Origin of the sequence: Nonomuraea fuscirosea (assembly GCF_035917475.1) — a bacterium.
GTDB lineage: Bacteria > Actinomycetota > Actinomycetes > Streptosporangiales > Streptosporangiaceae > Nonomuraea > Nonomuraea fuscirosea.
The window spans coordinates 11,896,789-11,922,798 of sequence record NZ_CP109074.1 but is presented as its reverse complement, the minus strand read 5'-3'; the positions used below and the strand labels follow the sequence as shown (position 1 = coordinate 11,922,798).

At 70.5% G+C, this 26,010-nt stretch carries 26 protein-coding genes; 15 read left to right on the top strand and 11 right to left on the bottom strand.

Annotated elements, in window-relative coordinates; all coding sequences use genetic code 11:
* Window positions 1-9: 9 nt before the first annotated feature.
* The gene (locus OIE67_RS55060; RefSeq protein WP_326635338.1) at window positions 10-909 is read right to left on the bottom strand and encodes an alpha/beta fold hydrolase; all 900 of its coding nucleotides are present in this window, start codon (window positions 907-909) and stop codon (window positions 10-12) included.
* Window positions 910-1,057: 148 nt separating this feature from the next.
* Between OIE67_RS55060 and OIE67_RS55055 the strand changes: the two genes are divergently transcribed.
* The 3 genes from OIE67_RS55055 to OIE67_RS55045 all read left to right on the top strand — a co-directional run bounded on the left by OIE67_RS55055 (window position 1,058) and on the right by OIE67_RS55045 (window position 3,399).
* The gene (locus OIE67_RS55055) at window positions 1,058-1,390 is read left to right on the top strand and encodes a hypothetical protein (protein WP_326635336.1); all 333 of its coding nucleotides are present in this window, start codon (window positions 1,058-1,060) and stop codon (window positions 1,388-1,390) included.
* A 933-nt stretch (window positions 1,391-2,323) separates the two neighbouring features.
* Window positions 2,324-2,671, top strand: a complete 348-nt coding sequence (locus OIE67_RS55050; protein WP_326635334.1) for a hypothetical protein — start codon at window positions 2,324-2,326, stop codon at window positions 2,669-2,671.
* Window positions 2,672-3,099: 428 nt separating this feature from the next.
* Complete coding sequence (locus tag OIE67_RS55045) at window positions 3,100-3,399, top strand: hypothetical protein (RefSeq protein WP_326635332.1); 300 nt, start codon at window positions 3,100-3,102, stop codon at window positions 3,397-3,399.
* 993 nt (window positions 3,400-4,392) lie between these two features.
* Here OIE67_RS55045 and OIE67_RS55040 read toward each other — a convergent pair.
* A complete protein-coding gene (locus tag OIE67_RS55040; RefSeq protein ID WP_326635330.1) occupies window positions 4,393-4,722 on the bottom strand; it encodes a hypothetical protein in 330 nt (109 codons plus the stop codon).
* Window positions 4,723-5,383: 661 nt separating this feature from the next.
* On the bottom strand, window positions 5,384-6,250 hold the full coding sequence (gene ku / locus OIE67_RS55035) for a non-homologous end joining protein Ku (RefSeq protein WP_326635327.1): 867 nt from the start codon (window positions 6,248-6,250) through the stop codon (window positions 5,384-5,386).
* Between the two features lie 80 nt (window positions 6,251-6,330).
* Here ku and ligD (OIE67_RS55030) point away from each other — a divergent pair, with 80 nt between their 5' ends.
* From ligD (OIE67_RS55030) to OIE67_RS55010, 5 genes are all read left to right on the top strand, one after another.
* Window positions 6,331-7,215 carry a non-homologous end-joining DNA ligase gene (ligD, locus tag OIE67_RS55030; protein WP_326635325.1) on the top strand — a complete coding sequence of 295 codons (885 nt, stop codon included), beginning with the start codon at window positions 6,331-6,333 and terminating at the stop codon, window positions 7,213-7,215.
* Entirely contained in the window at window positions 7,212-8,084 is an 873-nt protein-coding gene (gene ligD, locus OIE67_RS55025) for a non-homologous end-joining DNA ligase (RefSeq protein ID WP_326635323.1), read from the top strand. Before ligD (OIE67_RS55030) ends, ligD (OIE67_RS55025) begins: the two co-directional genes overlap by 4 nt.
* Window positions 8,085-8,125: 41 nt before the next feature.
* Window positions 8,126-8,356, top strand: a complete 231-nt coding sequence (locus tag OIE67_RS55020) for a hypothetical protein (RefSeq protein WP_326635322.1) — start codon at window positions 8,126-8,128, stop codon at window positions 8,354-8,356.
* Window positions 8,357-8,476: 120 nt separating this feature from the next.
* Window positions 8,477-9,097 (top strand): TetR/AcrR family transcriptional regulator, encoded by a 621-nt coding sequence (locus OIE67_RS55015; RefSeq protein WP_326635320.1) that lies wholly within the window; start codon window positions 8,477-8,479, stop codon window positions 9,095-9,097.
* Window positions 9,098-9,184: 87 nt separating this feature from the next.
* Entirely contained in the window at window positions 9,185-9,418 is a 234-nt protein-coding gene (locus tag OIE67_RS55010) for a DUF3107 domain-containing protein (RefSeq protein WP_106240896.1), read from the top strand.
* A 444-nt stretch (window positions 9,419-9,862) separates the two neighbouring features.
* Here OIE67_RS55010 and OIE67_RS55005 read toward each other — a convergent pair whose 3' ends face one another.
* Complete coding sequence (locus OIE67_RS55005; RefSeq protein WP_326635318.1) at window positions 9,863-10,507, bottom strand: ferritin-like fold-containing protein; 645 nt, start codon at window positions 10,505-10,507, stop codon at window positions 9,863-9,865.
* A gap of 350 nt (window positions 10,508-10,857) precedes the next feature.
* Here OIE67_RS55005 and OIE67_RS55000 point away from each other — a divergent pair, with 350 nt between their 5' ends.
* The 3 genes from OIE67_RS55000 to OIE67_RS54990 all read left to right on the top strand — a co-directional run bounded on the left by OIE67_RS55000 (window position 10,858) and on the right by OIE67_RS54990 (window position 15,193).
* Window positions 10,858-12,840, top strand: a complete 1,983-nt coding sequence (locus OIE67_RS55000; protein WP_326635316.1) for a DEAD/DEAH box helicase — start codon at window positions 10,858-10,860, stop codon at window positions 12,838-12,840.
* Between the two features lie 534 nt (window positions 12,841-13,374).
* On the top strand, window positions 13,375-14,265 hold the full coding sequence (locus OIE67_RS54995; protein WP_106240893.1) for an alpha/beta fold hydrolase: 891 nt from the start codon (window positions 13,375-13,377) through the stop codon (window positions 14,263-14,265).
* Between the two features lie 13 nt (window positions 14,266-14,278).
* A complete protein-coding gene (locus tag OIE67_RS54990) occupies window positions 14,279-15,193 on the top strand; it encodes an oxygenase MpaB family protein (protein ID WP_326635314.1) in 915 nt (304 codons plus the stop codon).
* A 112-nt stretch (window positions 15,194-15,305) separates the two neighbouring features.
* Here OIE67_RS54990 and OIE67_RS54985 read toward each other — a convergent pair whose 3' ends face one another.
* The 3 genes from OIE67_RS54985 to OIE67_RS54975 all read right to left on the bottom strand — a co-directional run bounded on the left by OIE67_RS54985 (window position 15,306) and on the right by OIE67_RS54975 (window position 17,690).
* Complete coding sequence (locus OIE67_RS54985) at window positions 15,306-16,223, bottom strand: RecB family exonuclease (protein ID WP_326635312.1); 918 nt, start codon at window positions 16,221-16,223, stop codon at window positions 15,306-15,308.
* Window positions 16,224-16,294: 71 nt separating this feature from the next.
* The gene (locus tag OIE67_RS54980; RefSeq protein WP_326635310.1) at window positions 16,295-17,011 is read right to left on the bottom strand and encodes an MBL fold metallo-hydrolase; all 717 of its coding nucleotides are present in this window, start codon (window positions 17,009-17,011) and stop codon (window positions 16,295-16,297) included.
* A gap of 52 nt (window positions 17,012-17,063) precedes the next feature.
* Window positions 17,064-17,690, bottom strand: a complete 627-nt coding sequence (locus OIE67_RS54975; RefSeq protein ID WP_106240885.1) for a DUF6758 family protein — start codon at window positions 17,688-17,690, stop codon at window positions 17,064-17,066.
* Window positions 17,691-17,701: 11 nt separating this feature from the next.
* Between OIE67_RS54975 and OIE67_RS54970 the strand changes: the two genes are divergently transcribed.
* A complete protein-coding gene (locus OIE67_RS54970; protein ID WP_326635307.1) occupies window positions 17,702-18,160 on the top strand; it encodes an NUDIX hydrolase in 459 nt (152 codons plus the stop codon).
* 21 nt (window positions 18,161-18,181) lie between these two features.
* Here OIE67_RS54970 and OIE67_RS54965 read toward each other — a convergent pair whose 3' ends face one another.
* Window positions 18,182-21,175 carry a beta propeller repeat protein gene (locus OIE67_RS54965; protein ID WP_326635306.1) on the bottom strand — a complete coding sequence of 998 codons (2,994 nt, stop codon included), beginning with the start codon at window positions 21,173-21,175 and terminating at the stop codon, window positions 18,182-18,184.
* A gap of 181 nt (window positions 21,176-21,356) precedes the next feature.
* A complete protein-coding gene (locus tag OIE67_RS54960; protein WP_326635304.1) occupies window positions 21,357-22,343 on the bottom strand; it encodes a CPBP family intramembrane glutamic endopeptidase in 987 nt (328 codons plus the stop codon).
* 99 nt (window positions 22,344-22,442) lie between these two features.
* Here OIE67_RS54960 and OIE67_RS54955 point away from each other — a divergent pair, with 99 nt between their 5' ends.
* Both OIE67_RS54955 and OIE67_RS54950 read left to right on the top strand, forming a co-directional pair.
* Window positions 22,443-23,159 (top strand): hypothetical protein, encoded by a 717-nt coding sequence (locus tag OIE67_RS54955; RefSeq protein WP_146178219.1) that lies wholly within the window; start codon window positions 22,443-22,445, stop codon window positions 23,157-23,159.
* Window positions 23,156-23,701 (top strand): DUF6529 family protein, encoded by a 546-nt coding sequence (locus OIE67_RS54950; protein WP_326635301.1) that lies wholly within the window; start codon window positions 23,156-23,158, stop codon window positions 23,699-23,701. Before OIE67_RS54955 ends, OIE67_RS54950 begins: the two co-directional genes overlap by 4 nt.
* Here OIE67_RS54950 and OIE67_RS54945 read toward each other — a convergent pair.
* Window positions 23,691-24,623, bottom strand: a complete 933-nt coding sequence (locus OIE67_RS54945) for an HpcH/HpaI aldolase/citrate lyase family protein (RefSeq protein ID WP_326635299.1) — start codon at window positions 24,621-24,623, stop codon at window positions 23,691-23,693. The genes OIE67_RS54950 and OIE67_RS54945 overlap by 11 nt on opposite strands.
* Window positions 24,624-24,692: 69 nt before the next feature.
* Here OIE67_RS54945 and OIE67_RS54940 point away from each other — a divergent pair, with 69 nt between their 5' ends.
* Entirely contained in the window at window positions 24,693-25,073 is a 381-nt protein-coding gene (locus OIE67_RS54940) for a hypothetical protein (RefSeq protein ID WP_326635297.1), read from the top strand.
* A gap of 50 nt (window positions 25,074-25,123) precedes the next feature.
* Here the strand turns inward: OIE67_RS54940 and OIE67_RS54935 are convergent, their stop codons facing one another.
* Complete coding sequence (locus OIE67_RS54935; RefSeq protein WP_407674823.1) at window positions 25,124-26,008, bottom strand: EamA family transporter; 885 nt, start codon at window positions 26,006-26,008, stop codon at window positions 25,124-25,126.
* Between the last annotated feature and the right edge of the window lie 2 nt (window positions 26,009-26,010).

Here is a 26,010-nt window from a genome sequence, read left to right as displayed (position 1 = left end):
CTGTGAAACCTAGCTGGGCAGTGGGGCATTCCCCAATCGAGTCTCACTGATCAGACGGCGTGCCTCGGCCGCCACCACCTTCGGCGTCTCCATCATCGCCACGTGCCCCGCCGTCGGCAGCAGCACCAGCCTGACCTGCCGGAACGTACGGTACGCCTTCCGCGCCATGGCCGGGCGGACCAGGCGGTCGTGGCGGCCGTGAATGATCAGCGTGCGGGCCCTGACCTTCTCCGCCTGCCGCCAGAGCGTGTCCTCACCCCGGCGGAAGTACTCGGCGACGATGCCGCGGGCGGAGCGGATCATCGCCTCGCCGGCGTGCGGCAGGTCGTCGCGCCTGCGCTGCTCGTCGATGGCGTCGCGCAGGCGTACGGGATGCACGGCGCCCGCGTCGGCCCACACCATGGACATGGACGCGGTGATGCGCTGCTCGACCGGGATCAGGCGCAGCCGGTCGGCCACCCACTCGCCCAGCCTGGGCACCGCCGCCGCGGCGATGCGGACGGGGCCGTACCTCGGGAGCAGATCGGGCAGGGCCGGCGAGACGAGCGTCAGCGAACGGACCAGGTCGGGACGGGAGGCGGCCACCCTGACCGCGATCGCGCCGCCGAGCGAGTTGCCGAACAGGTGGGCCGGGCCCGTGTGCTCCAGCAGGCCGACCACCGCGCCCGCGTGGGCCGCGACCGAGTAGTCGCCGTCGGCCGGCACGGGCGAGAACCCCGCGCCCGGCAGGTCGATGGCATGGCCGGTGACGGTGTCCTTGAGCTCGTCCATCAGATCGGTCCAGTTGGTGGCCGCCCCCGCCAGGCCGTGCACGAACACCGCCTGCTCGGCGGGCCCCTTCGGCGTGGATCGGACGTACACCGGGCCGATCATGCGTCCCGGCCAGTGTGGGACCGGCTGCGCGGCCATGATCTCTCCTCCTCGTCTCCTTCGAACACCCCGTCTTTCCACGATAACCATCGTCCCTTGGTGCAGTCCGGATTCCGTACAGAGGGGCATTTACACGCTTTATCTGGACAGCAAGGCGTCACGTCCCAACCAGCACCAGGGGTACGCCATGCTCACCACCCACACCACCGCAACCCTCGCGGCCACGGCCCTCGCGCTCACCGTCCTGGGCGGAGGGCTCGTCGTCCTCGGCGACACCCGCCCCGCGAACGCGACCACCACCCTCGACCGCCCCGGCTGCAGGTACCGGGTGGTCCGGGTGAAAACCCGGCTGAACGTACGGGTGACCCCGGCGGGCCGGGTCGTGGACAAGCTGTATCCGGGGGATCGCACGTGGGGCAGCTGCAAGAAGTTCGGCAAGTGGCGCCGCATCCACGGAACCGACCTCGGCCGCAGAGGCTTCGCCTCCACCCACCATCTAAAGAAGACCGGCAAACGCTAACCACCCCCGCAGCACACCCCACCACCGCCATTAGCGCCTCTCGCCACCTTCACCCCGCCATCCGCCGCGCCCCCTGGACCGCCGTCGTTCACCGACGACCATCACGGTTCCTCCTCCGCCATCGACCAGCACCGCCTCCACACCGTCGTCGGACCGGCGTCGCGGATGGCGATGGCGGACGGCTGGAGGGCCGCCCCTGCGCAGATCGCTCATGCTTGGCCACCCAGAGGGCCTGGGCGTTTCTGGATTTTTCGTTGGATAGGGGTCTAAGCGATCTCTTGACACACCAAGGCTGTGGCAAAGGCTGGCGTAAGCCGTTTATGGCCATCGCGGCCGGAAAGCATGACGATACCGAGTGTGACGATCGAGGCACGTACCGTTAGCGGGTGGAGCGGGCCGACGATCGTCATGGCCGGGATCCACGCACAGCGGCGGACATCTCTTGGGACGGCTCGATCGCCATTCCCCGATCGACGTTGCCCGCCGCGCGCGCCGGGCAACGCACATGGTTTTTGGTACGCATCCCCATTGCGGTGAAAACGGCCAAGCCTATTCGTGTGTTTGTCGCGGCCGGCGCCGTGCCATTGTTCGCTCGCGGATTTTCGACGTCCGGGAGCGGCCGCGCATGCGCACCACCGGCACTAGAAAAGGGTCCGGCGTCGTTAGACGTCCGGGCGATGACCCGTTGCCGCCCATACTTGGCCGGGCCAAATGCGGAAGATTCGGACATATCCTCTCTTTTCAGTGGATAAATCTTTAATGCGAGCAATAAGATTGTTAATGCAGAGCAAAATGGGGTCGTGACCGTTTGCCCGCCCACCGGCCCGGAAATGACATTCCGTGGATGAGCCTTCAGCAGCCGTCCAGATCAGTTTCCCGGCAATCCGGAAAACGCCGAGAACGGGGCAACCGATCCTTTAGGGGGAAAACGCAATGCCCAAGCTCAAGAGTGTTATCGCAGGCCTCGCCTTCAGCACGGCGCTGACCGGCGGCATGGTCAGCGCGGGCGCGGCGACGACCGCGGCCAACGCCGCCACCCAGGTCACCACCGGCACGTCCGTCCTCGCGTCGGACGGCTGGGGCTGGGGCCGTCACCACCACCACCGTCGTCACCACCAGCGCTGCAACAGGGGCCACCACGGTGGCGGCGGCTGGGGCTGGGGCTGGGGCGGCCACCGGCGCAACCGTGGCGGCCACATCTGCATCGTGATCCGCAACGACAACCACAACGACAACGGCCACGAGGAGCACCACCAGCGCCGTGACGGGCAGAACTGGTAACAAAGTCCGTGCGTTGATGGCGCAGGGATGAGTGCCCGCTATTGATGCGGGTTCTCGGGAGCGGTCCGCTTTCTCTCGCGGTTCGGCCTGAGGCTTTCATTTCTCCTCGTCTCCACGGCAACTCGGTGAGGGCTCCCTCGGCAACAGCCGGGGAGCCCTCGCTGCGTTTTTCACGCCATTGTCATCGCCGGCCGGGAATCGCCGTCCCGGCTTTTCGTCGTGGGTGCCGCGCTGTTCGCCGTCCCATGGAAATGCCTTGTGTCGGGCAAAAACCGGTAAGTCCGGTTTGTCGCGCTTTCTCTTGGAAATATGCTGTGTGCGGATGAAATGTTAGTCGTCATCCGAGTCGCTGGACGGCCCATTCGCTTTGACGCGGACAGCCCTGCAGCGGCTGAACGGGGCAATCGATCCTTTAGGGGGAAAGCGCAATGCCCAAGCTCAAGAGTGTCATCGCAGGACTCGCCATCAGCACCGCTCTGACCGGAGGTGTGGTGAGCGCGGGAGCGGCCACCACCATGGCGAGCGCCGACGCGGCCACCCAGGTCAGCACCGGCACGTCCGTCCTCACCAACGGCTGCGGCTGGGGCTGGCGGCGTAACCGCTGCGGCGGCTGGGGCTGGAACCACGGCAACCGCTGGGGTCGCCACCACCACGGCCTGGGACGCATCAGGATCGTCATCATCAACCGGAACCACAACCACAACGGTGGTGACCGCCACAGGTGGTAACACCTCTGGCACGGCCTGAACCCGCCGCGCGCCCACCGCGCCGGCGCGGAGTCCGCCCAGGGCGATGAACGACCCGGGCGATGAGCTCAGGCACACCACTGAGTGCCCGCATTCACCGGCGAGCGGTACCCGACCTCCTTACCGAGGACCGGACGCCCACCCGGCGAATGCGGGCACTCAGCACGTCCGGCCCTCACATCGAACATCCACCGGGCTTGTACGCCCCCTCGACGCGTCCATCTCCCGACGCCACACCCTGCACGAACGCTCAACACGGCCGTCCCCTTGCACCAAACACCCGCCCGACCGGTACAGGCAGTCAAGGCGTCTATCCGCCCACGCCGAACACCCGCCCGATCGGTACCGGCACTTGGCGCGTCCCCCTTCGTCGGATCCACCCGGCGACCACGGGCACTCGGCGGGTCCGCTGCTCGTGCGGGCCCGCCGTCCTCTGCACGCGCGCGGGGGCTTTCGTGCAACGGCGGTCCTCATTGCGGGAGCGGCATCGTGAGGCGTGGGTCGTAAGTCGAGCGACGTCACCGCCCCTTGGCAGCTCTCGGCGCAGGGATCGGCCGTGGGGAGGTGTGGGTCGCCGGCCGGCCACAGCGCCACTCCACCAGAGCGCCACTGCACCACTGTCTCTCCGCTCCCTCGCGCCATCGGCGGCCGTCCATGCGGCTCTGTGCGACCTCGGCGTGCGGTTAACGCGCCGCCTGGCACGCGGGTCACCACCTCACAGCGATGTCCTCGCCGCTGTGAGGTGGTGGTCCTGCGCGTCGCTCCGACGTGTTCCAGGACGGACAGGCCTCGCGTACGTACGCGGGCAGGCCCGAGCCGCCCTCACCTCATAAAGGCGAGCGCTTTTCCACGGGTGCGCGAATAACAGGATGAGGACCCTCCGGCAAACGCCGGAGAGCCCTCACCTGGGTGCCGCTAGGAGAAAGGGATAACGTTCCGTATAAAACTACGGACCCACTCCTGGACGGTCGTCAATTACCGAGTGACGGCGTCGCGCTCGCCCCTCGGGAAGTGGTTGTGGTCGTGGTTGCGGTTGTAGTTGCGGTTGTGGATCTTGACGTTGACGCGGAGCTTGTGGTGGTGGTGACGGCGCCAACCCCAGCCGCCACGGTTCCAGCCCCAGCCGCCGCAGCGGTTGCGCCGCCAGCCCCAGCCGCAGCCGTTGGTGAGGACGGACGTGCCGGTGCTGACCTGGGTGGCGGCGTCGGCACTGGCAGCGGTGGTGGCCGCTCCCGCGCTCACCACACCGCCGGCCAGCGCGGTGCTGACGGCGAGGCCTGCGAGTACGCTCTTGAGCTTGGGCATTGCGTATTCCCCCTAAAGGATCGATTGCCCCGTTCTCGACGTTTCCGCAATAACCGGAAACAAATCTTGGACGCCCGCTGAAGAGTCATCCACAAGCTGTCATTTCCGACAGATTGCCTAGCAAACAGGCACAGCTCCATTTTGCTCTGCATTAACAATCTTATTGCTTGCATTAAAGGGCTATACGATGAAGTAACACGAATTATCCTGATATGTCCCATTTGGTGATCGACATGGCAGGCCGGGTAGGACCCGTCTGGTGATCCACTCGTCGCCGACTCGCTGAGCTGTGCCGGAGCCGATGCGCTGGCCGATGCGCTGGCCGATGCGATGGCCGGTGCGATGGCTGATGCGGTCCGGTGAGCGACCGGTCTGTGGATCGGCGGGCAGGTCACACGGCCGCAGAACGGCCTACGCGGCCGTACAGAGGACAGAGCTGCAGGAGTGGAGGGCGGCGAGAAGCAAGCTCGCAGCTCAGCAAGGGGGCTTCAGTGAGGCAACCCAGCAGCACGGCACGGCTCAGTGCGAAGGAGGACCAGTTGCACGGCAGGGCTCGGTGAAGCGAGACCGGCGGCACGGCAGGATTCGGTGAAGCAGGACCGGGCGGCACAGCACGCTCGGTGGAGCGGGCCCGCAGCGCGACCGGGCCCTCAGGGGGCTGCTACGCGGACTTGCGGGTCTTGCGCTTGGCGGGGGCCTTCTCCTCGCTCTTCGGCTTCCCGGCCGCCTTCTTCGGCTTGGCCGGCGCCCCTTCGCGTTCGCGCTTGGCGGCCTCCACGCTCGCCCGCAGCGCCGCCATGAGGTCCACCGCGGGCCCGCCCTCCTCTTCCTCCTGGGCGGGGATGACCTCTTTGCCCGCGACCTTGGCCTCGATCACCTGCTGCAGCGCCTCGCGGTAGGTGTCGTGGTATTCGCTGGGGTCGAAGTCCGACTCCATGGTGGTGATGAGGGACTCGGCCATCTTGAGTTCCTGGGCGCGTACCTCGATGTCCTCTTCCAGGAAGCCGAAGTCGGGCGTGCGGATCTCGTCCGGCCAGAGCATGGTCTCCAGGACGAACACGCCGTCCCTGACCCGCAGCGTCGCCAGCGACTCGCGCTGGCGCAGCGCCACCTTGACCACCGCGACCTGGCCCGAGCTCTCCAGGGCGTTGCGCAGCAGCACGTACGGCTTCGCCCCCTGCGCGTCGGGCTCCAGGTAGTACGACTTGGCGAAGTAGATGGGGTCGATCTGCTCGGCGGGGGCGAACTGGAGCACGTCGATCCGGCGCGAGGTGGTCAGGGGCAGACCTTCGAAGTCCTCGTCGGTGAGCACGACCATCTCGCCCGAGGCCAGTTCGTAGCCCTTGGCGATGTCGGCGTACGGCACCTCCTCGCCGTCCTGCGTACACACGCGCTTGTAGCGGATCCTGCCGCCGTCCTCGCGGTGCACCTGGTGGAAGGAGACGTCCTTCTGTTCTGTCGCGGAGTAGAGCTTGACCGGGATCGTCACCAGTCCGAAGGAGATCGCACCTTTCCAGATGCTGCGCATGGACACTCCTCAGCTCTCAACAGCTCGCCTTGGGGCACATACCCGTCATGGGGCAACCAATGCCATACCCAATCGAACCGATGCTCGCTGTACCTGGGGAACTACCCTCCGACCGCGATCTGTACGGTCTGGAGGTCAAGTGGGACGGAATCCGGGCCCTGCTGCACCTCGACGGCGGCGGTGTGCGGCTGATGGGCCGGCACGGGGTCGAGTACACGCGCCGCTATCCGGAGATCTCCGGCTTCGGGATCGAGAACGCAGTCATCGACGGGGAGCTCGTGGCGCTGGACCCCCGTGGCCGGCCCAGTTTCATCCGGCTCCAGCACCGCATGCACCTGACCGACCCCGAGCCGGACCTGCTGCGGCTGTACCCGATCACGTACATGCCGTTCGACCTGCTCTATCTCGACGGGACGCCGCTCTTCGACCTCACCTACCGCGACCGCCGCGCGCTGCTGGACGAGCTGGACATCGGCGCGGCCCCCTACTTCCCCGGCGCGTCCGACCTGCTCAGCGCCACGCACGAGCAGGGACTCGAAGGCGTGGTCGCCAAGCGGCTCGACTCGCCCTACCGGGCGGGCACCCGGTCGCCCTGGTGGATCAAGGTGAAGAACCTGACCACCCGCGAGGTCGTGATCGGCGGCTGGAAGCCCGGCAAGGGACGCCGCGCGGGAGGCATCGGGTCGCTGGTCATGGGCGTGTTCACGGACGAGGGGCTGACGTACGTGGGGCACGTCGGCACGGGGTTCACCGACGCCGCACTCGACGATCTGTACCGGATGCTGCGGCCCCTGGAGATCCCGCGCAGCCCGTTCCGCAACGAGGTTCCGTGGAGAAATCGGTGGGTTAGGCCCGATCTGGTCGGGGAGGTGGCCTACACGATGTGGACCGACGAGCAGCGCCTGCGCCATCCCGTGTGGCGCGGTCTGCGCCCCGACAAGCTCCCCGCGGAGGTCACGCGATGAAGGTGCCGGTCAAGGTGGACGGCCGCGAGCTGGCCCTGAGCAACCTGGACAAGGTCCTCTATCCCGAGTACGGCTTCACCAAGGCCGAGATCATCGACTACTACAGCCGCATCGCGCCCGTCCTGCTGCCGCACCTCGAAGGCAGGCCGCTGACCGTCAAGCGTTACCCCAACGGCGTCACCGGCCAGTTCTTCTTCGAGAAGAACGCCCCCGACCACACGCCCGACTGGGTCAGGCGGGTCAGCCTGCCCGTGCCCGGCAGCACCAAGAACCGCGAGACGATCGACTTCGCCGTCGTGGAGGACCTGCCCACGCTCGTCTACTACGCCAACCTCGCCGCACTCGAACTGCACGTCCCCCAGTGGCGCGTGGACGAGGACGGCGCGGCGCTGCCGCCCGACACGCTCGTCTTCGACCTCGACCCGGGGCCGCCCGCGACGATCGTCGAGTGCACGCGCGTGGCGCTCATGCTGCGCGAGGCGCTGAAGGAGGAGGGCCTCACGGCCGTGCCGAAGACCAGCGGCAACAAGGGCATGCAGCTGTACGCGGACTGGGACTGCCGCGAGGAGCCCTCCGCGTACGCCAAGAGGCTGGCCCAGCTCCTGGCCAAGGAGCATCCCGACGAGGTCGTCAGCGTGATGGCGAGGAAGCTGCGTCCGGGGAAGGTGTTCATCGACTGGAGCCAGAACAACCCGGCCAAGACCACCGTCGCGCCCTACTCGCTGCGGGCCGGAGAACGGCCCACCGTGTCGACGCCGCTCACGTGGAAAGAGGTCGAGAGCTGCGAAGATCCTGATGATCTGGTTTTCACCGCGCCCGACGTACTCGCCAGAGTGGAGAAGCGCGGCGACCTTTTCCGCCGGGCGTAGGCTGGGTGCGTCCACACCGAGAGGGGACAGAGATGTCGGAGATGGACATTCGCGGGGATGAGCGGGCCTACATCGAGGAGGACGAGGCAGAGGTGTCGATCGACGAGGGGGAGCTGTCCATCGAGACGCCCGAGGCGGACGCCGCCGAGCAGCAGCGCGAGCTGGGCGCGCAGACCGGCAGACTGCGCCGTGAGCTGCCGCTCGACGTCGATCCCGCCGACGCCGCCGACCAGGACCGCGAGGTGGACCTCGACGACGAGGACTACCGCTGAGCTGGGCTGACGCCGGCGAGGTGCGCGACGGATGACCGGTGATGAGCGTTGTCACCGGGCCGCGGCCGGCGCGCACGTAGGATGTCCGCACAGCCCGCTGAGAGAGCAATGGAGACCCGCGTGACCGCAACCCCGGATGCCAAACCCCGGGGCACCCGGCTGCCCCGTCTGGCCCGCCGCCGGCAACTCCTGAGCGCCGCGCAGGAAGTGTTCGTGGAGAACGGCTATCACGCGGCCGCCATGGACGAGATCGCCGACCGGGCCGGGGTCAGCAAGCCGGTGCTCTACCAGCACTTCCCCGGCAAGCTCGAGCTCTATCTGGCGCTGCTCGACCTGCACGCCGAGGACATGGTCAACCGGTGCAGAGAAGCGCTGGCCTCCACGCAGGAGAACAAACTGCGCGTGCAGGCCACGTTCAGCGCGTTCTTCGACTTCGTCTCCAGCCAGGGTGAGGCGTTCCGCCTGGTCTTCGAGTCGGACCTGCGCAACGTCGCGCCGGTACGCCAGCGGGTCGAGCGCTCGCTCAGCCAGTGCGCGGAGATGGTCAGCGAGCTGATCCAGGAGGACACCGGCTGCACCAGCGACGAGGCGCACCTGCTCGGGGTCGGGCTGGTGGGCATGGCCGAGGTGAGCGCCCGCTACTGGGTCACCACCCACGGCTCGATTCCGAAGGACGCGGCCGAGCAGCTCATGGCCCGGCTGGCCTGGCGCGGCATCAGCGGTTTTCCGCGTACGGCATAACCCGTTCGCTGGCCGCGATCATTCACCCTTTTCGCGGGCCTGAGCGGTCACGATGGAGTGAGCCAGCCCGTCGAATAGGGAGCCACCATGGAAGTCAAGATCGGCGTACGGTCCGTACACCGCGAACTCGTTGTCGAGACCGAGCTCACGGCCCAGCAGGTCGAGGAGGAGATCAGAAACGCGCTGGCCGTCGATCGCGGCGGCGTCTTCTCGATCACCGACGTGAAGGGCAGGCGGGTGCTGGTGCCGGTGGCCTCGCTCGGGTTCGTCGAGATCGGTGAGGACGAGGCCCGGCCGGTCGGTTTCGGCGGCACGCTGTAGAGACTCATCGAAGGGGGTACGGCTCGACCGCCGTACCCCTTCACGAGCACGAGCCATCACCTGGCTCGCCGCGCGCGGGCGGCCTGGCGGGGTCGGGTCAGTGGTGGGTGCCGGGGCGGGCGAGTGCGCAGGCGCGGGGCCATCGGCGGCGGGGGACGTACGCCCGTCCCGGTTCGGTCGCCGGGCATTCCGCGCTCCCTCTCCGCAACACCGCGCGCGAGGTCCAGCGATTCGGCCCACATCTGGTCAAGGAACTGCCGTAGCGGCGCGAGGCCCTCATGTCTGGCACGCTACCGCCGTTTCGTGCCCTCGCGCCGCCCGATGACCAGACCCGCCGCAGAACAAACCGCACAACAGCCGCACAATCCCCGCAGGACAACCCGCACAACAGTCGCACCGCCCAGACAGGCGGTGTGGGAGGGGGAAAGCCAGGCAGGGAGCAGGTCAGAGGCCCATGGCCGCCATGCGCTTGTTGTGCGCCTCGGTCAGGCTCGCGAAGAGCCGGGAGAGATCGGTCTGCCCCTCCCCCAGCGACTCCATCAGCAGCAGAGCCAGCTCCGGCCGCGCCGAGGCCACCTGCTGCCCCTGGCTGAGCGCCTCCCCGACGAGCCGGCGTGCCCACAGCGCGAGCCGCCCGGCGGCCGTCGGCTCGGCCTCGATGCCCGCCCTGACCCGCTCGACCGCGAACTGCGAGCGCTCCTCGTCCACCAGCACCTCGTCCACCAGCTTGGCGATCGAGGGATCGAGGTGCCTGGCCGCCTCCCGGTAGAAGTCGAGCGCGATGCCGTCTCCCACGTACGTCTTGACCAGCGCCTGCAGCCAGTCGGCCGGCCTCGTCTGCGCGTGCCAGGCGTCCAGCGCGGCCACGAACGGCGCCATCGCCGCGTCGGGATCGGCGCCGAGCTCGCCCAGCCGGTCGCGCAGGAGGCGGAAGTGGGCGTACTCGGTCACGGCCAGCTCGCTCAGCGCGGCCCGGTCGGCCAGCGAGGGCGCCAGGGTGGCGGCGTCCTCGGTCATCCGCTCGTACGCGCTGAGCTCCGCATAGGCCAGCACGCCGAGCAGATCGACGACTCCAGGAGACTCGTTCATGGAAGGCAGCGTACTTCGGTGAATCTACGGGAACATACGCAAGCTCGGTCAGCGTTGTGGTATCGAGTACACTGCTCTGTGAAAGTGCGACCGCACTGTGTTAATTCGGGGGAATCCCCCGATTACCCCCGATTCCCCGGGTGCGCGGTCGCTGATGACGCGAGAGGGCTGGCTCTACCGCGAGGACCCACGACACGGGGCTGTTTTCCGCCCGTCGGTCCCGGCAGGCCCGCCTTCATTTGAGACTGAGGCAGGCCACGCTGACGACTTTCCGAGACCTCGGAGTCACACCAGAGATCGCCGATGCCCTCGAGACCGAGGGTATCGTCGCACCGTTCCCCATCCAAGAGATGGCACTCCCGCTCGCCCTGAGCGGCCAGGACCTGATCGGCCAGGCACGCACAGGCACGGGAAAGACCCTCGCGTTCGGCATCGCGATGCTCCAGAGCATCGGCAAGCCGCGCAAGAACCGCAAGAAGCCCCGCGGGCTGGTCATCGTGCCGACCCGTGAGCTGGCCGTACAGGTCAGCGAGGACCTCGTGACCGCAGCCGGAAAGCTCGGCTCCCGGGTCCTCACCGTGTACGGCGGCCGTGCGTACGAGCCGCAGATCGAGGCGCTCAAGGCCGGGGTCGACGTCATCGTCGGCACCCCCGGCCGCCTGCTCGACCTGGTCAAGCAGAAGCACCTCGACCTGAGCCAGGTCACCACCCTCGTGCTCGACGAGGCCGACCGCATGCTCGACCTGGGCTTCCTGCCTGACATCGAGCGGATCTTCAAGCTGATCCCGGCGCAGCGGCAGACGATGTTGTTCTCGGCGACCATGCCGGGCGAGATCGTCTCGCTGTCGCGCAAATACCTCAACCGTCCGACGCACGTACGCGCCGAGATGGAGAGCGGCGAGGGTGAGGCCACGCCGCAGGTGCGCCAGATCGTGTGGCGCGCCCACCGCATGGACAAGATCGAGATCGTCGCGCGGCTGCTGCAGGCCGAGGGCCGCGGGCTCACCATGGTCTTCTGCGAGACCAAGCGAGCCTGCGACATGGTCGCCGAGCAGCTCGACACGCGCGGGTTCGCCGTCGCGGCCGTGCACGGCGACCTCGGTCAGGGCCAGCGCGAGCAGGCCCTGCGGGCGTTCCGCAACGGCAAGATCGACGTGCTGGTGGCCACCGACGTGGCGGCCCGCGGCATCGACATCGACGACGTCACCCACGTGGTCAACTACGACTGCCCCACCGACGACAAGACCTACGTGCACCGCATCGGCCGCACCGGCCGGGCCGGGCGCACGGGCATCTCGGTCACGTTCGTGGAGTGGGAGGAGCTGACCCGCTGGAAGATGATCAACCAGATGCTCGGCATGGACTTCGCCGAGCCCGAGGAGACCTACTCCACCTCGCCGCACGTCTACTCCGAGCTGAACATCCCCAAGGGCACCAAGGGCGTCCTGCCGCACGCCAGCCGGTCACGCGCCGGACTGTCCGCGGAGCGCATCGAGGACCTCGGTGAGACCGGCCGGATCCGCACCCGTGGCGGACGACGCCGGGAGGAGCGCGAGGAGCGCCCCGCCCGTACGCCGCGCCAGCGCCGCCGCACCCGCGGCGGACGGGAGCTGGCGGACAACGCACCCGTCGAGAGGCCGGAGGTCGAGCCTGTGAATGCCAAGACGGACGAGACTCCGGCGATCTTCACGGCGGACGAGGTCCAGGCCGCGGCCGAGCCGAAGCGCACCCGCTCCCGCAGGGGCGCCGCTTCCTCGGCCATCGAGCAGGCGCTCGCCGAGGCCCCCGAGTCGCCGGTCGCGGGCACGCCCGCGCAGCCGGCCGACGCCGAGGAGGTCACGGAGGCGCCCGCCAGGCGGACCCGTACCCGCAGGACCGCCTCGGACGTGGCCGCCGATGCGGTCACGGAGGCTCCGGCCAGGCGCACCCGCGCCCGCGCCGCCGCCCCCGAGCCGGAGACGGCCGAGCCGGTGACCGAGCGCCGGGCCGCCGCGCCGGTGACCGAGCGGGAGGCCGCGCCCGCGACAACCCGCCGGTCCGAGCCGGTGACCGAGCGTCAGGCCGAGCCCGTCGCGCGTCAGGCCGAGCCCGTCGCGCGTCAGGCCGAGCCGGTCGCGCAGCAGGTGCCCGAGCCGAGCTTCCTGTCCACGCCGCCGCCACCGGCGCGCCAGGAGCCGGAGCGCATCATCCCGCCCAGCCCGTTCGCGGTGATCTTCCAGTCGCCCGACCTGGCCACGGACGAGGACGACATCGCGCCGTCCGCCGCGACCGAGCGCAAGCAGCAGCGCCGCCAGGCCCGCGGGGGCGGCGGCAACCGCCGCCGCGCCGGCTGACCCGGACGGCCCCGGTGCGCGCCCGCCACCGGCGCGCACCCGACGAAAGGCGCGCACCCCACCCAGGGTGCGCGCCTTCCGCGCGTCCAGCCCCCTTCCGCGCGTCCAGCCCCCTCTCGCGCAGTACGGACCGCTGACGCAGTACGGACCGCTGACGCGGCACGGGCCCCTGACGCAGCACGGGCCTTCCGTGCGGACTGCCGGGTCTGGAAGCGCCGGGACGGCTACAGACGCGCGTGGACGGCCCTGAGCGGGCGTCTGGGTGGCGAAGTGTCCCCATGGGCGGTGGTGCGCTCTGGCGTGGCCTGAGAAGCGTCCACGGCTGCTCTCGCGGCCTCATGGCCGCGCCGACTGTGCCATGAGGCCGGTTCCCCTGCGCGTCCGGCCCTCCGGGGCGTCCCCACCCGGCCGATGGTGCGCCCGCGTCCGGGCCGGATCGGCGAGGTCCGGATACCTCGTAACTCCCCCGAATCCGCACCGGCGTCGAGGCCATGCCGGTGTCGAGGCGCTGACCTCTGGGTATTGTTGCCCCACGTGAGTACGCCGCGATTCCTCGACCTGCCTCCTGGCGTTGCACCACAGAAGATCGAGACGTCACAGGGCACGTTCGCGGCCCTGGAGGCGCTGCCGGTCAGTGGTGTGGTCGAGCGATGGCCCGCGCTCCTGGTCCCCGGCCTGACGGGCAGCAAGGAGGACTTCATCGCGGTCCTGATGACCCTGGCCCAGTCCGGGCGCCGGGTCGTCGCCATCGACCTGCGCGGCCAGTACGAGACTCCGGGCCCCGAGACCCCCGACGCCTACACGTGCGCCGCGCTCGGCGCGGACGTCGATCTGCTCGCCCAGGTGGTCGGCGGCGGCGATCCCGTCCATCTGGTCGGCCACTCCTTCGGCGGGCTGGTGGCCAGGGAGGCGGTCGTCGACGGGCGGACGAAGTTCGCGTCGTTCACGCTGATGGGCTCGGGTCCCGGCGCGATCGAGGGCAGGCGGGCCCGCAACGGCAAGAAGATCATGGAAGAGATTCCCGTGCTGGGTCTCGAACACGTCTGGCAGCACCGGCTGGAGCCCGAGGCGCTGGCCGCCGACGTCTCCGACGAGATCCTCGCGTTCCTGCGCAAGCGCCTGCTCACCAACTCGCCGACCGGGCTGTCCCGGATGGCCGAGGAGGTGCTGACCATGCGCGACCGTACCGACGAGCTGCGCCAGGTCGAGATCCCGACGCTGGTGCTCTACGGCGAGCACGACGACGGCTGGCCGCCCGACGCGCAGTCGGAGATGGCCGCCAGGCTCGGCGCGGACTGCGTGGTGGTGCCGGGCGCCGTCCACTCGCCCGCGGTCGAGGCGCCGGAGACGACGGCGGCGGCGCTGGTCAGGTTCTGGAACGCGGCCGAAAAGCACTATTTGGACACAAGGTCCAGCGCCATGTAATTCTGTACTTACTATGACGGCCATCGAAGACATCGTCGTCCAGCCGCCCCAGAGCGCCACCTGGCAGGTGCACCTCGACCGCTCGATGTGGGTGGCCGGCGTGCGCGGTCTCATGCTCCAGGCGCTGCATCCGCTGGCCATGCTGGGCGTGTGGCAGAACTCCAACTTCCAGGAGGACCCGTTCGGGCGGCTGCGCCGCACGGCGGACTTCGTCGGGCGGGTGACGTTCGGCAGCCCGCGGGAGGCCGACGAGATCGGCAGACGGGTGCGCAGCATCCACAAGGCGCTGCGCGTCCACGACCCCGCCACCGGCAGGACGCACCGGGTGGACGATCCCGAGCTGCTGCTGTGGGTGCACTGCGCGGAGGTGTCGTCGTACCTGGAGGTGACCACGCGCGGCGGGCTGGGCCTCAGCGCGCGCCAGGCCGACCGCTACCTGCGCGAGCAGCGCAAGAGCGCCACGTACGTGGGGCTGCACGAGGAGGACGTGCCCGGCTCGCGCGCGGAGATGGACGCCTACTTCAAGCGGGTGCGCCCCAGTCTGCGCGTGACGCCGGAGGCGGCCGCGACCGTGCGGTTCCTGCTCTGGCCGCGGCTGCCGAAGGAGTTGCGCCCGCTCTCGGCCGGAAAGCCGGTCTACTTCCCGTTCGGCGCGCTCTGCTACTACACGCTGCCCGGCTGGGCCAGGCGCATGTACGGCGCGCTGCCCGAGGTCCCGCGGGCGAGCGTGACCGCGGCGCTGGCGGCGTTCCGGCTGGCCGCCAACTCCGTGCCAGAGCCCGTGCACGACCACGCCTTCATGCCGGCCACCCGCGACATGCTGCACGCGTCCGCGGCGCGGCTGGGCGCGCTCGGCTACGACGTGCGCAAGGGCCTCAAGGGGCTGACCGACCCCCGGCGCTGGCCGAGGGCGCGGGCCGCCGCCTGACCCGACCCCCGGCGCCGGCCCAAGGCGCGGGCCGCCGCCTGACCCGACCGCCGGCGCCGGCCGAAGCCGCGGGCCGCCGCCTGACGGGCAGCAGGACCGCGGTCGCGCCGGTTCACTCCGCCAGGCCGTCCCAGGGCTGGCGGTCGGGACCGGCGGCCTGGCCCTCGGGGCAGTGCCGGCGGAAGTCGCACCAGGAGCAGATCGGCCCTGGGCTGGGCGCGAACAGCGCGTCGACCTCGGCGGGCACCTCCGGCGGCCCGACCGTCTCGCGCCGGCCCTGGGGCGCACGGCGCGTCGTGCCGGGGGGCGCCTGCACGGCCGCCCGGTAACGCTCGTCGGCCTCGGCGGCCTCACTGGCCAGGTCTTCCGCGCGGTGCAGGTGGCGGGCCAGCGACTCGTCGGTGTGACGCCACTCGACGATCTCGCCGGTGGGCAGGTGGTGCAGCTCGACCTGGTGGCACGGGGTGCGCATCATCGTCGAGGCGGCGATGGCGTAGATCGCCAGCGCGAGCGAGGAGCGGGCGTCGTCCTGGGTGAGCGGGCGGCGGCCGGTCTTGTAGTCGACCACGACCAGCTCGTCGCCGCGCCGGTCGAGCCGGTCGATGCGGCCGGAGACGGCGATGACCTTGGTCCGGGTGGCGACCGTGCGTTCGACGCCCACCGGATCGTCCGTCGGATCCAGAGTCGCGACATATCCGGACACGAGGTCGCAGGCGCGGCCCAGCCAGCGCCCCGACTGCTCGACGTCCTTGAACCCCTCGTTGATCCACCCGTTGGTGAGCAGGATGGACGCCGTCAGCGGGGTGCGCCGTTCGTACGGCTCGCGCCACCAGCCCGCCAGCGCGTTGTGCACGCTCGCGCCGACGCTGTTGTGCGCCCACGCGGGCCCCTTGGAGGGCTGCGGCCGGTCCAGGTAGGTGAACCGGTAGCGGCGGCGGCAGTCGAGCCAGGTGTTCAACCGCGACGGCGTACAGGAGTAGAGCCGCCGCGGCATCCCTTCGAGCGGAAGCTGCCCCGCGACGGAACTCATCCGGCCTCGCTCCGCGCGGCGGCCGCCGTCGCCCGGCGCCGCCCGCTCACTCCGGTCGCGCCCGCACCCACCTAGTCGTCGCTCGGGTCGAGCTTGATGCCGGAGAGCCTGGTGCCGTCGGTCAGCGGGCCCTCGGCCTCGGCGGTGGTCTCGGTACGGGTCAGCGAGCCGGACACCCAGTCGTCGAAGTGGGGCTCCAGGTCGCCGATCGTCACCTCGTCGCCGTGGGAGGCCAGCACCCGCGTGTCGGCCGGCAGCGTGAACAGCCGCCCGCCGATCGAGGTGAGCTGGTCGGCCAGGGCGGGATATTCGCCGCCCAGCTTGCCGGGACCGTCGGCCTGCAGGGCCTTGCCGGTGAAGACGGCTCCGAGCGCCTCGCAGTAGAGCGACACGCCGCCGGGCGAGACCCCGGGCGTCTCCAGGACGTCGAGCTGCACCTCGGCCACGCCGAAGACGCCGTCGTCCTCCATGTCGATGTCGGGCCAGGTCTCCCGCCAGGTCTCCCGCCACAGCGGCTTGTCCTTGGGATGCAGGGCGACCACGGCCTCGTCGCGGCTGGCCACCTCGATGGCCGCCCCGACGTGGTCGGGCAGGCCCGCCGTGCAGATGACGGCCAGCACCTCCCGCTCGCCCACCTGCTCCAGGATCTTCTCGGCGTCACGCGCCGCGTCGATGACGATGACCTCGTCGTCGTCACCCACGATCCAGGTGTTGTTCTCGACCTTGTGCTCGGTGCCGTCGATGTCGACGACGCCCTCGGTCACCACTCGCTCGATACGCGCTGTCACGCCTCCGAACTCTAGCCCGTTCGCCGGACCACGCGAATCGCGTTCGCCCGTCCTAATCCTCGAGTCTCGGTGAGAACGCCCCGAACGGCACGTCCAGATCGTGGTCACGGGCGTCGAGCAGCGACAGTTCGCCGAGCGCGATCACGCATCCGGCGTCGGCGGGCCAGGCCACGGCCCACAGCCAGTTGCCCAGCGCCTCGCCGGCGTAGACGGCCCGGTCGTCCTCGCCGTCGACGCACCACAGCGGGGCGGGATGGCCGAGCACGGACAGCTTCGCGTTCGGCGGCCCCGCGTCGAACCCCTCGCCGGGATCGGGGCCGTCGAGCCCCGCGAACGCCGCCCCGAGCCCGATGCCGGGCTCCTCCGCGATGATGAGCAGATCGGCCGGCCCTTCCATCAGCGACGGCCCGGTCAGCGCGACCAGGCTGGCTCTGGCGCCGGTGCGCTGGTCACCCACTTCGCCGAAGCCGGTCACCAGCCATCCGGCGGGCAACGGCCACGGCAGCCACACCGGTACGACGGACGTCTTGCGTATCGCCTCTAGCGCGGTGCTGGTCGGCGGCAACGGCGGCTGGTACGGCAGCACGTCACCGTGCGCGTCACATCGAAACGCACTCGACCAGGTATTCGGCCCGTGAAGCGGGCCAAAACACCGCGGGCAGGTTGGAGCCGCTCTCACAACTACCCACGGTGCTTTCCCGGGGGCGGCCGCGTCAAGACCGCTATCCGTTATCTCGTCGTAATCTTGGTCAGGTGCGCGTAAATTGTGTGGGTGCGATCATCATCGACGCTTCTGACCGGCTTCTCCTGATCAAGCGGGGTCGTCCGCCCGGAGTGGGGCTCTGGTCGGTCCCTGGCGGGAGGCTGAAGCCGGGCGAGACGGACGAGGCCGGCGTGCGCCGTGAGGTCCTGGAGGAGACGGGGCTGCGGGTGGAGGTGGGCCGGCTGGCCGGGGCGGTGGACCGCCCGGGGCTCGGCGGGGACACGTACGCGATCCGCGACTACCTCGCCACAGTGGCGGGAGGCGAGCTGGTGGCCGGCGACGACGCCGCCGACGCGCGGTGGTGCGGGCGGGCGGAGCTGCTGCGGCTGCCGCTGGTGGAGGGCCTGCTGGAGTCGCTGGGGGAATGGGACGTGCTCCCCTCCTGAGGAACGATCGGTCTGCCGCGGCTATCGGTTGGAGGTCAGGCTGGACGTCCACAGGATCAGGTGGTCGGCGCTGTACGTGGTGGACCGGCCGAGTGCCACCACCTCCGTCCCCTCGACGGCCACGGCCGACAGCCACTGGCTCCCCTGGCCCGCCAGCCGGTCCTGGGTGAGCTCCATGCGGTTCCACGAGAGCCCGTCCTGCGAGGTCCAGGCCGCGCTGTCGCCCTCGCCGGCCACGCCGTGCCAGCCGACCGCGACCAGGCCCTCGTCCGCCGCGGCCAGGTCGTACACGGCCGCCGCCCGCTCGGCCGGCAGCCAGGCCGTCCGCCAGCTCTCGCCCTCGTCGTCCGAGACGGCGGCGAACGCGCGCCGCGCCCCGTCCGTGAGGGCCGTGCCGATGGCCACGAGCTGGTCGCGGTAGGCGGTGATCCGGCGCAGCCCGGCCGAGGTCGAGCCGGGAGGTGACACGCGCTCGCGGGCGCTCCAGTTCACGCCGTCCGCCGAGTACCACACCACGCTGGTCTCCTGGTCCGCGCCGCCCGAGCCGCCCACCGCCAGGTAGCCGTCGCCGACGGAGACGACGTCGTGGACGCGGACGCCGGCGCCGCCCTGCGGCAGCTTCTCCGACCGGGTGTACTTCCGCATGTCGGGCGTGAACCACAGGGCGGCGCCGACCCGGCCGGCCTGGTCCTTGGACTCGCCCGCCACCACGTAACCCTTCTTGCCCGCCGTCACCGCGTGCGTGCGCAGGTAGGGGTGGTCCGCCCTGCGGGCCAGGTCGCCGGTGACGTTGACCCGCTTCCAGTTCTCGCCGTCGCCCGAGGTGACGAGCAGGGGGTCGGCGACGGACACGTTCGTCTCGGTGCCGCCGACGGCCAGCCAGCCGCGGGCGCCGTACGCCACGTCCTCCAGCGTCTGCCTGCCGGGGCCGCCCAGGCTCATGGACTTCCAGCTCTGCCAGTTCCTGATCGTCCACAGGCCGGCGTCGCCCGAGGCCGAGCCGACGGCGACGTAGCGGCCGGCGTGGCTGGTCAGCGCGTTCGTCTCCCTGGCGACCCTGGTCAGGCCCTCCACCTCGCCGAGCGGCACCCGAGAGGCCGAGCCGCGCGCCGGCGCGCTCATGAGCACGAGCTGGTTGTCCACGTCGGAGGCCGCCTGGTCGCCGCCGGCGAACAGGGTGCCGCCGTCGGAGATGGTGAACCCGCGCAGCGTCGCCCCCGGCGGGTTGGCGAGGTCGGTCCGCTTGTTCCAGGTGCGCCCGTCGGTGGTGGTCAGCACGGAGTACTTGCCGAAGCCGGCCTGCGCGATCGCGGCGACGCCCGACGGGTAGGAGATCAGCGACTCGACGCCGGGGCTCTGCGCGGCCAGGTCGCCGATGGAGCCGCACTGCGACCACTGCGCCCCGGTCGGCGAGCAGTAGACGCGGACGTCCCCGTCGATCGTCCGCCGCCGCGTCGGCACCAGCACGAACCGCTTGGGCAGCACCGCCACCATCCCGGCGCGCAGGTCGGTCGCCTCGGGGAGCTGGAAGCCGGTCGCCTGCCAGGTACGGCCGCCGTCGGCCGATCGGAGCACCCGCGATCCCTCGCCGTCCGCGGGGGCTCCGATGGCCACGACCGTGTCGCCCTTGGCGACCACGGCCTTGATCTCCCGTACTTCCAGCTCCCTCGTCTGCACGCGCTCCCACGACCTGCCGTCGCCGGAGCGCCAGATCGCCGGCACGATTCCGCCGCCGTCCGCCGGAGTGCTGCCGACCGCGACGAATCCCGAGCCCGTGCGCGCGATGTCCTCGATGTGGTCGCCGTTCCTGAACGCGGCCAGCCCGGAGGCCGCGACCGCCGTCCAGCTGAACCCGTCGGTGCTGGTCCACAGGCCGCGCTCGCCGGTGACGTCGTCGCCGCCGCTGGCCAGCCAGCGGCCGTCGCCGCCGACCACGCGCCGCACCGTCGGCGTGGAGGCGCCGCTCACCTGGCCGAGCTGCCAGTTCTTGCCGCCGTCCGGTGAGAACAGGAACAGCGGGCGCGGCGTCGGGCTCGTCGTGTCGCTGCCGACCGCCACCACGGCGCGGCCGACCGCGATGATGTCGTTGAGCTTCTGGTCGGTGCCGTCGGCGGCGGCCTGGACGGTGAACAGGTCGTCGCCGGAACGCCCGGTGCCCGCCTCCAGGCGCAGGCCGCCCGCCTCCTCGTCGGGCCACTGCCACACGAGCACGCCGGTGGCCACCAGGACGGCCACCGCCACGCTCAGGACGATCGGGACGGCTCTGCTGCCCCTGCGCACGGGGCTGGACCTGCGGTAGGCGGCCGGGGCCGGGCCTCTGTGGTGGCGGCCCGCGGCTCCCTGGGGGCGCGGGGTGCCGGTCGCGACCAGCAGGTCCGGCCGGGTGGGGCGGCCGGCGGGCGGCCGTCCGACCCGCCGCACCTCGGGCTCGTCCCCGTCCTCGTCCTGCTCCTCGTCGTTGGGCGCGGGCTCGCCCATCAGGTCGGCCTCGGGCCGGGGGCGAGGCACCTCGGGAACGGGCTCACGCCACTCGGGCGTCTCGGCCTCACCGCCCGCATCCCGCTCGGCGGAATCCCCGGCGGCGGCCCCATCAGGCTCGGCCGGACGTCGCTCCTGAGCGTCGGCGGCGGGCTCGGCGGCGCGGTCCCCGGGCGGAGGTGATCCGGGTGGGGGGCTCTCCGGGGAGAGCGGGCCGCCGGCGACGAGTTTGTCGGGGCGGTTGACGATGCGGCGCGGCCGCCGGCGGGGCTCGGTCTCCGGCTCCGCCGTCGGCGAGGCGTACGGCCGGCGCCCCCGGGGCGGCTCGGGCGGCTCCTCGTCCGGGATCGGCGCGGCGAACGGCGGCATCCCCCAGGGTGAGGTCAGCGGCAGCCCCCTGGCCCGGTCGTCGGTCGGGCCGGGCGGCGAGTGGCTGATCCTGGGCTCCGCCGGAGCCTGGGGTGTCGACGTGCTCTCGGAACGTGGTTCGTCGTCTTCCGGCGGTCGCCGTGGCGGTTCGCTGGGGCCGGAGGCCACGCGCCGCACCTCCTAGTCGAACTAGTCGTACAGGCCTTACAGGTCGATCCCGGCCGCGTCGCGCGGACCGTTCCAGGGCGGTCAGGGAAATCCCGCGCCGTCCCGACAGCATCCAGACCAGCATGCCTGAGCCGGAATAGCGAGACCTCTCTAGTGAGATTCCCGGCACCTCTTGCCGGGTTTATTCCGAAACAGTGCTAATTGACCGCTTTTTAGCTAGATACATCACACCAAACGCATACACCCCGAGCTGCACCACGGTTCCCGCCAACGCCTGCCACGGCACCGGCACCTTGCCTTGGTCGAGCGCGTCGTCCAGGTTGCCCGCCGCGGCGCTCACCCCGAAGGCCACCACGTTGTTGACCACGTGCAGGGCGATCGGCGCCTCCAGGCCCCCGGTCCGCACCGAAAGCCAGGCCATGACGGCCCCGAACGCGAACACGTCCACCAGCCCCGCCCACGAGTACGCGTGCAGCGAGGCGAACAACGCGGACCCGATGAGGATCGCCCAGATGGGACTGCGCACGTGCGCCCCCACCGCCTGCATGAACCAGCCGCGGAACATGTACTCCTCGGCCGCCGCCTGGAACGGCACCAGCAGCAGGATCACGATGAGCAGGGGCAGGAAGACCTCCCACCCGGCCCAGCCGAACATCTCGCTGTCCAGGCCGGCCGACGACAGCGCGAGCCACTGCGCCGTCTGCCCGAGCGCCAGCGCCAGCACGGCCAGCGCCGTGCAGCGCAGCAGCCACGACCAGCGCAGCCGCCCGGCCACCGAGGAGAGCGTGCCCGGCCTGCGCCGCTGGATCAGCGCCGCCGTGCCGAACACGAGCAGGATCGCGGGCGCGATCGACAGGAGCGTCATGGCCAGGCCGAAGGGCGTGCCCGCGGGCAACCCGGTCGCGGGGTCGAGCGGTGAGGGCAGCCCGAAGGCCACCGCCAGGATCACGAACGCGAAGACGACCAGGATGCCGATCGCGAAGAACCCGACGCCGATGATGAGCGTGCCCACGATCGAGCGCCACGGCCGCGCGGCGGCGTTCCTGGCGAGGTGGTCGAATCTGGCCCCCTCGGGAACCGGCAGGAACCAGGAGGGCGGTTGCCGCCCGTAGGGATATCCGGCCTGCTGCGCGCCGTACGGAATTGGTGACCCTGGATTTTCCTGCATGACTCTATTCTGTCCGCTTGATGCGCAATAGTTCACAGACGGTCCACCGATTCAGGCGGATGCTCGGAGGCGTAGACATTTCGACCCTGGGAGCAGTCCATGTCAAGGCTGGGACCTGTCATCACGCTCGCGGCGGGCGCAGTGCTCGCCGTGGGGCTGGGTGTCGCCAGCATCACGGCGACACCGGCCGCCGAGAACGCGGCCGCCGACAACGTCGCATCATCGCCCTCGGCCGACGAGGGCGCGCAGGAGGGCACCGGCGCTGACGCCTCGGCCGCGCCGTCCCCCTCACCCACGCGAACGGAGCCCAAGAAGATCGCCAAGGCCGACTACGGCGGCCGGGTGAAGGGCAACGGAGCGCTGATCGCCATCTCGATCAGGAACGGCAAGGCCGTCGCGTACTTCTGCGACGGCAGGTCCGAGGCCTGGTTCAAGGGCACCGAGTCGTCGGGCGAGCTTCAGCTCAGCGGCCTGGCGAGCGCCAAGTCCAAGGTCACGGCCGAACTGGGCGGCGGCCGGGCCAAGGGCTGGGTCTCGGTCGCCGGCAAGCGGTGGAACTTCACCGCGCCCACCGTGGTCAAGCCGTCGGGCCTGTACCGGGCCACCGCCATCGTCAGAGGCGCCAAGTTCCGCGCCGGCTGGATCGTGATCAAGGACGCGAACGGCCGCTCGTACCAGGTGGGCGCGGCCTTCGCCGGGGAGGAGCAGTACGACGTCCCGCAGCTGGACAGCGAGCAGCCGACCGCGCCCGTGACGGTCGAGGACACCACGGTCTACCCGAAGGACGTGGACGGCTTCATCGAGGAGATGCAATGACCGCGATCCAGCAGCAGCCGTCCCGCAGCCTGACCCCGTTACTGGTGCCGCTGCTCATCGGCGGGCTCGTGGTGCTCGCGCTCGGCGTGTACGGCCGGGCGCACACGCCGACCGGGTTCGCGGTCGGCGTGGCCGGCTTCTCCGCCGCGCTGCCGATGAAGGTGTGGCTGACGACGGGCGCGTTCGTGCTGGCGATCGTGCAGGTCGTCTCGGCCATGTCGATGTGGGGCAAGCTCGGCGTCACGATCCCGCCGGGTGTGCACCGCTGGTCCGGGCGCCTCGCGTTCCTGCTCACCATCCCCGTCGCCTTCCACTGCCTGTACGCGCTCGGCCTGCAGTACGACGTGCCCCGCGTGCTCGCGCACTCGCTGCTCGGCTGCTTCTTCTACGGCCTGTTCACCGCGAAGATGCTGGCCCTGCCCAAGCGCGGCACACCGGGCTGGACGCTGCCGGTGCTCGGCGGGCTGTCGTTCACGGTGCTCGTGGGGCTCTGGCTGACGTCGTCGTTCTGGTTCTTCACCGCCGTGGGCCTCAAGGTGTGAAGCTCTTCGTACGGGTGAGCCCGGCCGCCCGCCCCTTGGCGGCCACGACGAGCGCCATCTTCCTGGAGGCCTCGTCGATCATCTCGTCGCCCAGCATGACCGCGCCGCGCTTCTCCACCGAGGTGTAGTACTCGTAAGCCTCCAGGATGAGCTCGGCGTGGTCATAGTCCTCCTGCGCCGGCGAGAACACCTCGTTGGCCGCGTCGACCTGCCCCGGATGCAGCACCCACTTGCCGTCGAACCCCAGCGCCGCGGCCCTGCGCGCGACCCTGGTGAACCCCTCCACGTCCTTGATCTGCAGGTAGGGCCCGTCGATCACCTGGAGGTCGTGCATCCTGGCGGCCATCAGCAGCCGCATGAGGATGTAGTGGTAGGCGTCGCCCTCGACGTAGCCGGGCGGCTGCTCGCCGACCACGAGCGTGCGCATGTTGACCGAGGCCATGAAGTCGGCGGGGCCGAAGACGAGCGTCTCCAGCCGCTTGGACGATCCGGCGATGGCGTCGGCGTTGACCAGGCCGCGGGCGTTCTCGATCTGCGCCTCGATGCCGATCCTGCCGACGTCGTACCCCATCGTCTTCTCGATCTGGGTGAGCAGGGTGTCGAGCCAGACGACCTCGGTCGGGTCCTGCACCTTGGGCAGCATGACGCAGTCGACGTACTCCCCCGCCCCCTCGACGATCTCGATCACGTCGCGGTACGTCCACTGCGTGGTCAGGTCGTTGACCCGGACCACCCGCGTCTTGCCCGACCAGTCGCCCTCGCGCAGCGCGGCGACGATGTTGCCGCGCGCCTCCTCCTTGGCCAGCGGCGCGACGGAGTCCTCCAGATCGAGGAAGACCTCGTCCACGGGCAGGGTCTGGGCCTTCTCCAGGAACCGGGGGTTGCTGCCTGGCACGGCGAGCACCGAACGTCGTGAGCGCATGCGCACACGCTACTGGGCCTACCCCAAGGACTTTCGACCGGCGGAGCGTTCGCCGTTACAGTCTGAGCTGTGAGCGACAACACCAGCGGCACCACCGCGGCCATCGAGGAGGGCGCGAAGAAGTCCGGCATCCTCTGGCTCACCCTCGACCGCCCGCGCCTGGCCTGGCACGCCTGGCATGACGGCGCCATCTACCTGGTGTCGGGGGGCGAGGAGCAGGAGCTGCCCGGGCTCGACGCCCTCGACCGGGTGCGTGTCACGCTGCGCAGCAAGGACAACGGGGCCAGGCTGGTGGAGTTCGAGGCGGCGGTCGCGCCCGTCGACCAGGCCGCGGCGGCCGACGTCGTGGCGGTGCTGGCCAAGGAGCGGCTCAACGCCCGCGACAGCGAGCACCTGCCCGAACGCTGGGCCCGCGGCTCCCAGGTCTGGCGCCTCACCCCCGAACGGTGACCGCGCCCCGCCTCTGACGGCGCACCCTCGGACGCTGAACACGCCGGCGCTCACCCCTGCGCGGTGACCGGCTCCAGCTCCGGGGCGGGTTCGGGCCGGGCGCTCGCGGTGGCGGTCTGGGCGAGCAGCGCGCCGGAGAGCACGAGCAGGCCGCCCACGATCTGGAACACGCCCAGTGTCTCCCCGAGCAGTCCCCACGCCACCACGGCCCCGCCGATGACCTCCAGCGAGGCCACGGTGGCCCCCACCGCGGCCGACAGCCGCCGCACGGCGTGGACGCCCAGGATGTACGCGATCACGGTGGCGATCAGCACCATCCACAGGTACGCGGCCAGCACGGGCAGCGTGAGCCCGCCCTCCGGCGCGACGGAGCGGGTGAACGCCTCGTACGGGATGTCCCACGGCCGGGCGAACGGGATCAGCACGACGGCCGCCCCCGTCATGCCCCAGGCGATCAGGCCGAGCGGGTCGATGTCGTCGCCGAAACTATCGTTCATCAGGAAATATCCGGCGCAGCACGCTCCGGCCAGCAACCCGAGCAGCACGCCCAGCGCGTCGAGCCGCATCCCCTGCCACGCCTCGACCACGATCGCCAGGCCGACCACGGCCACGACCGCGCCCGCGTACGCGGCCCTGGCCAGGCGGATCCGGCGCACGACCCGCACCCACGCCACCACCATCACCGGCGCCATGAACTCCAGCAGCAGGGCGATCCCGACGGGCAGCCGTGTGATCGCGACGAAGTAGAGCGTCTGCACCCCGGCCACCGCCATGACGACGTAGAGGGCCAGGAACGGCAGCCTGGACGCGGGGATCCGCAGCGCTCTCGGGCGCACCAGGAGCAGCACCGCCACGAGCAGCAGGCCCGCGCCCGCCATCCTCGTCCAGACCGCCTCGATCGGCGCCATACCGGCCGCGATGAGGTATTTCGCCATGG

What these genes read in the sequence shown, in the direction of transcription:
- OIE67_RS55060 (WP_326635338.1), bottom strand. Translation starts at nt 909, where the DNA reads ATGGCCGCGCAGCCGGTCCCACACTGGCCGGGACGCATGATCGGCCCG.
- OIE67_RS55055 (WP_326635336.1), top strand. Translation starts at nt 1,058, where the DNA reads ATGCTCACCACCCACACCACCGCAACCCTCGCGGCCACGGCCCTCGCG.
- OIE67_RS55050 (WP_326635334.1), top strand. Translation starts at nt 2,324, where the DNA reads ATGCCCAAGCTCAAGAGTGTTATCGCAGGCCTCGCCTTCAGCACGGCG.
- OIE67_RS55045 (WP_326635332.1), top strand. Translation starts at nt 3,100, where the DNA reads ATGCCCAAGCTCAAGAGTGTCATCGCAGGACTCGCCATCAGCACCGCT.
- OIE67_RS55040 (WP_326635330.1), bottom strand. Translation starts at nt 4,722, where the DNA reads ATGCCCAAGCTCAAGAGCGTACTCGCAGGCCTCGCCGTCAGCACCGCG.
- ku (WP_326635327.1), bottom strand. Translation starts at nt 6,250, where the DNA reads ATGCGCAGCATCTGGAAAGGTGCGATCTCCTTCGGACTGGTGACGATC.
- ligD (WP_326635325.1), top strand. Translation starts at nt 6,331, where the DNA reads ATGCTCGCTGTACCTGGGGAACTACCCTCCGACCGCGATCTGTACGGT.
- ligD (WP_326635323.1), top strand. Translation starts at nt 7,212, where the DNA reads ATGAAGGTGCCGGTCAAGGTGGACGGCCGCGAGCTGGCCCTGAGCAAC.
- OIE67_RS55020 (WP_326635322.1), top strand. Translation starts at nt 8,126, where the DNA reads ATGGACATTCGCGGGGATGAGCGGGCCTACATCGAGGAGGACGAGGCA.
- OIE67_RS55010 (WP_106240896.1), top strand. Translation starts at nt 9,185, where the DNA reads ATGGAAGTCAAGATCGGCGTACGGTCCGTACACCGCGAACTCGTTGTC.
- OIE67_RS55005 (WP_326635318.1), bottom strand. Translation starts at nt 10,507, where the DNA reads ATGAACGAGTCTCCTGGAGTCGTCGATCTGCTCGGCGTGCTGGCCTAT.
- OIE67_RS55000 (WP_326635316.1), top strand. Translation starts at nt 10,858, where the DNA reads ATGGCACTCCCGCTCGCCCTGAGCGGCCAGGACCTGATCGGCCAGGCA.
- OIE67_RS54990 (WP_326635314.1), top strand. Translation starts at nt 14,279, where the DNA reads ATGACGGCCATCGAAGACATCGTCGTCCAGCCGCCCCAGAGCGCCACC.
- OIE67_RS54985 (WP_326635312.1), bottom strand. Translation starts at nt 16,223, where the DNA reads ATGAGTTCCGTCGCGGGGCAGCTTCCGCTCGAAGGGATGCCGCGGCGG.
- OIE67_RS54960 (WP_326635304.1), bottom strand. Translation starts at nt 22,343, where the DNA reads ATGCAGGAAAATCCAGGGTCACCAATTCCGTACGGCGCGCAGCAGGCC.
- OIE67_RS54955 (WP_146178219.1), top strand. Translation starts at nt 22,443, where the DNA reads ATGTCAAGGCTGGGACCTGTCATCACGCTCGCGGCGGGCGCAGTGCTC.
- OIE67_RS54950 (WP_326635301.1), top strand. Translation starts at nt 23,156, where the DNA reads ATGACCGCGATCCAGCAGCAGCCGTCCCGCAGCCTGACCCCGTTACTG.
- OIE67_RS54945 (WP_326635299.1), bottom strand. Translation starts at nt 24,623, where the DNA reads ATGCGCTCACGACGTTCGGTGCTCGCCGTGCCAGGCAGCAACCCCCGG.
- OIE67_RS54935 (WP_407674823.1), bottom strand. Translation starts at nt 26,008, where the DNA reads ATGGCGAAATACCTCATCGCGGCCGGTATGGCGCCGATCGAGGCGGTC.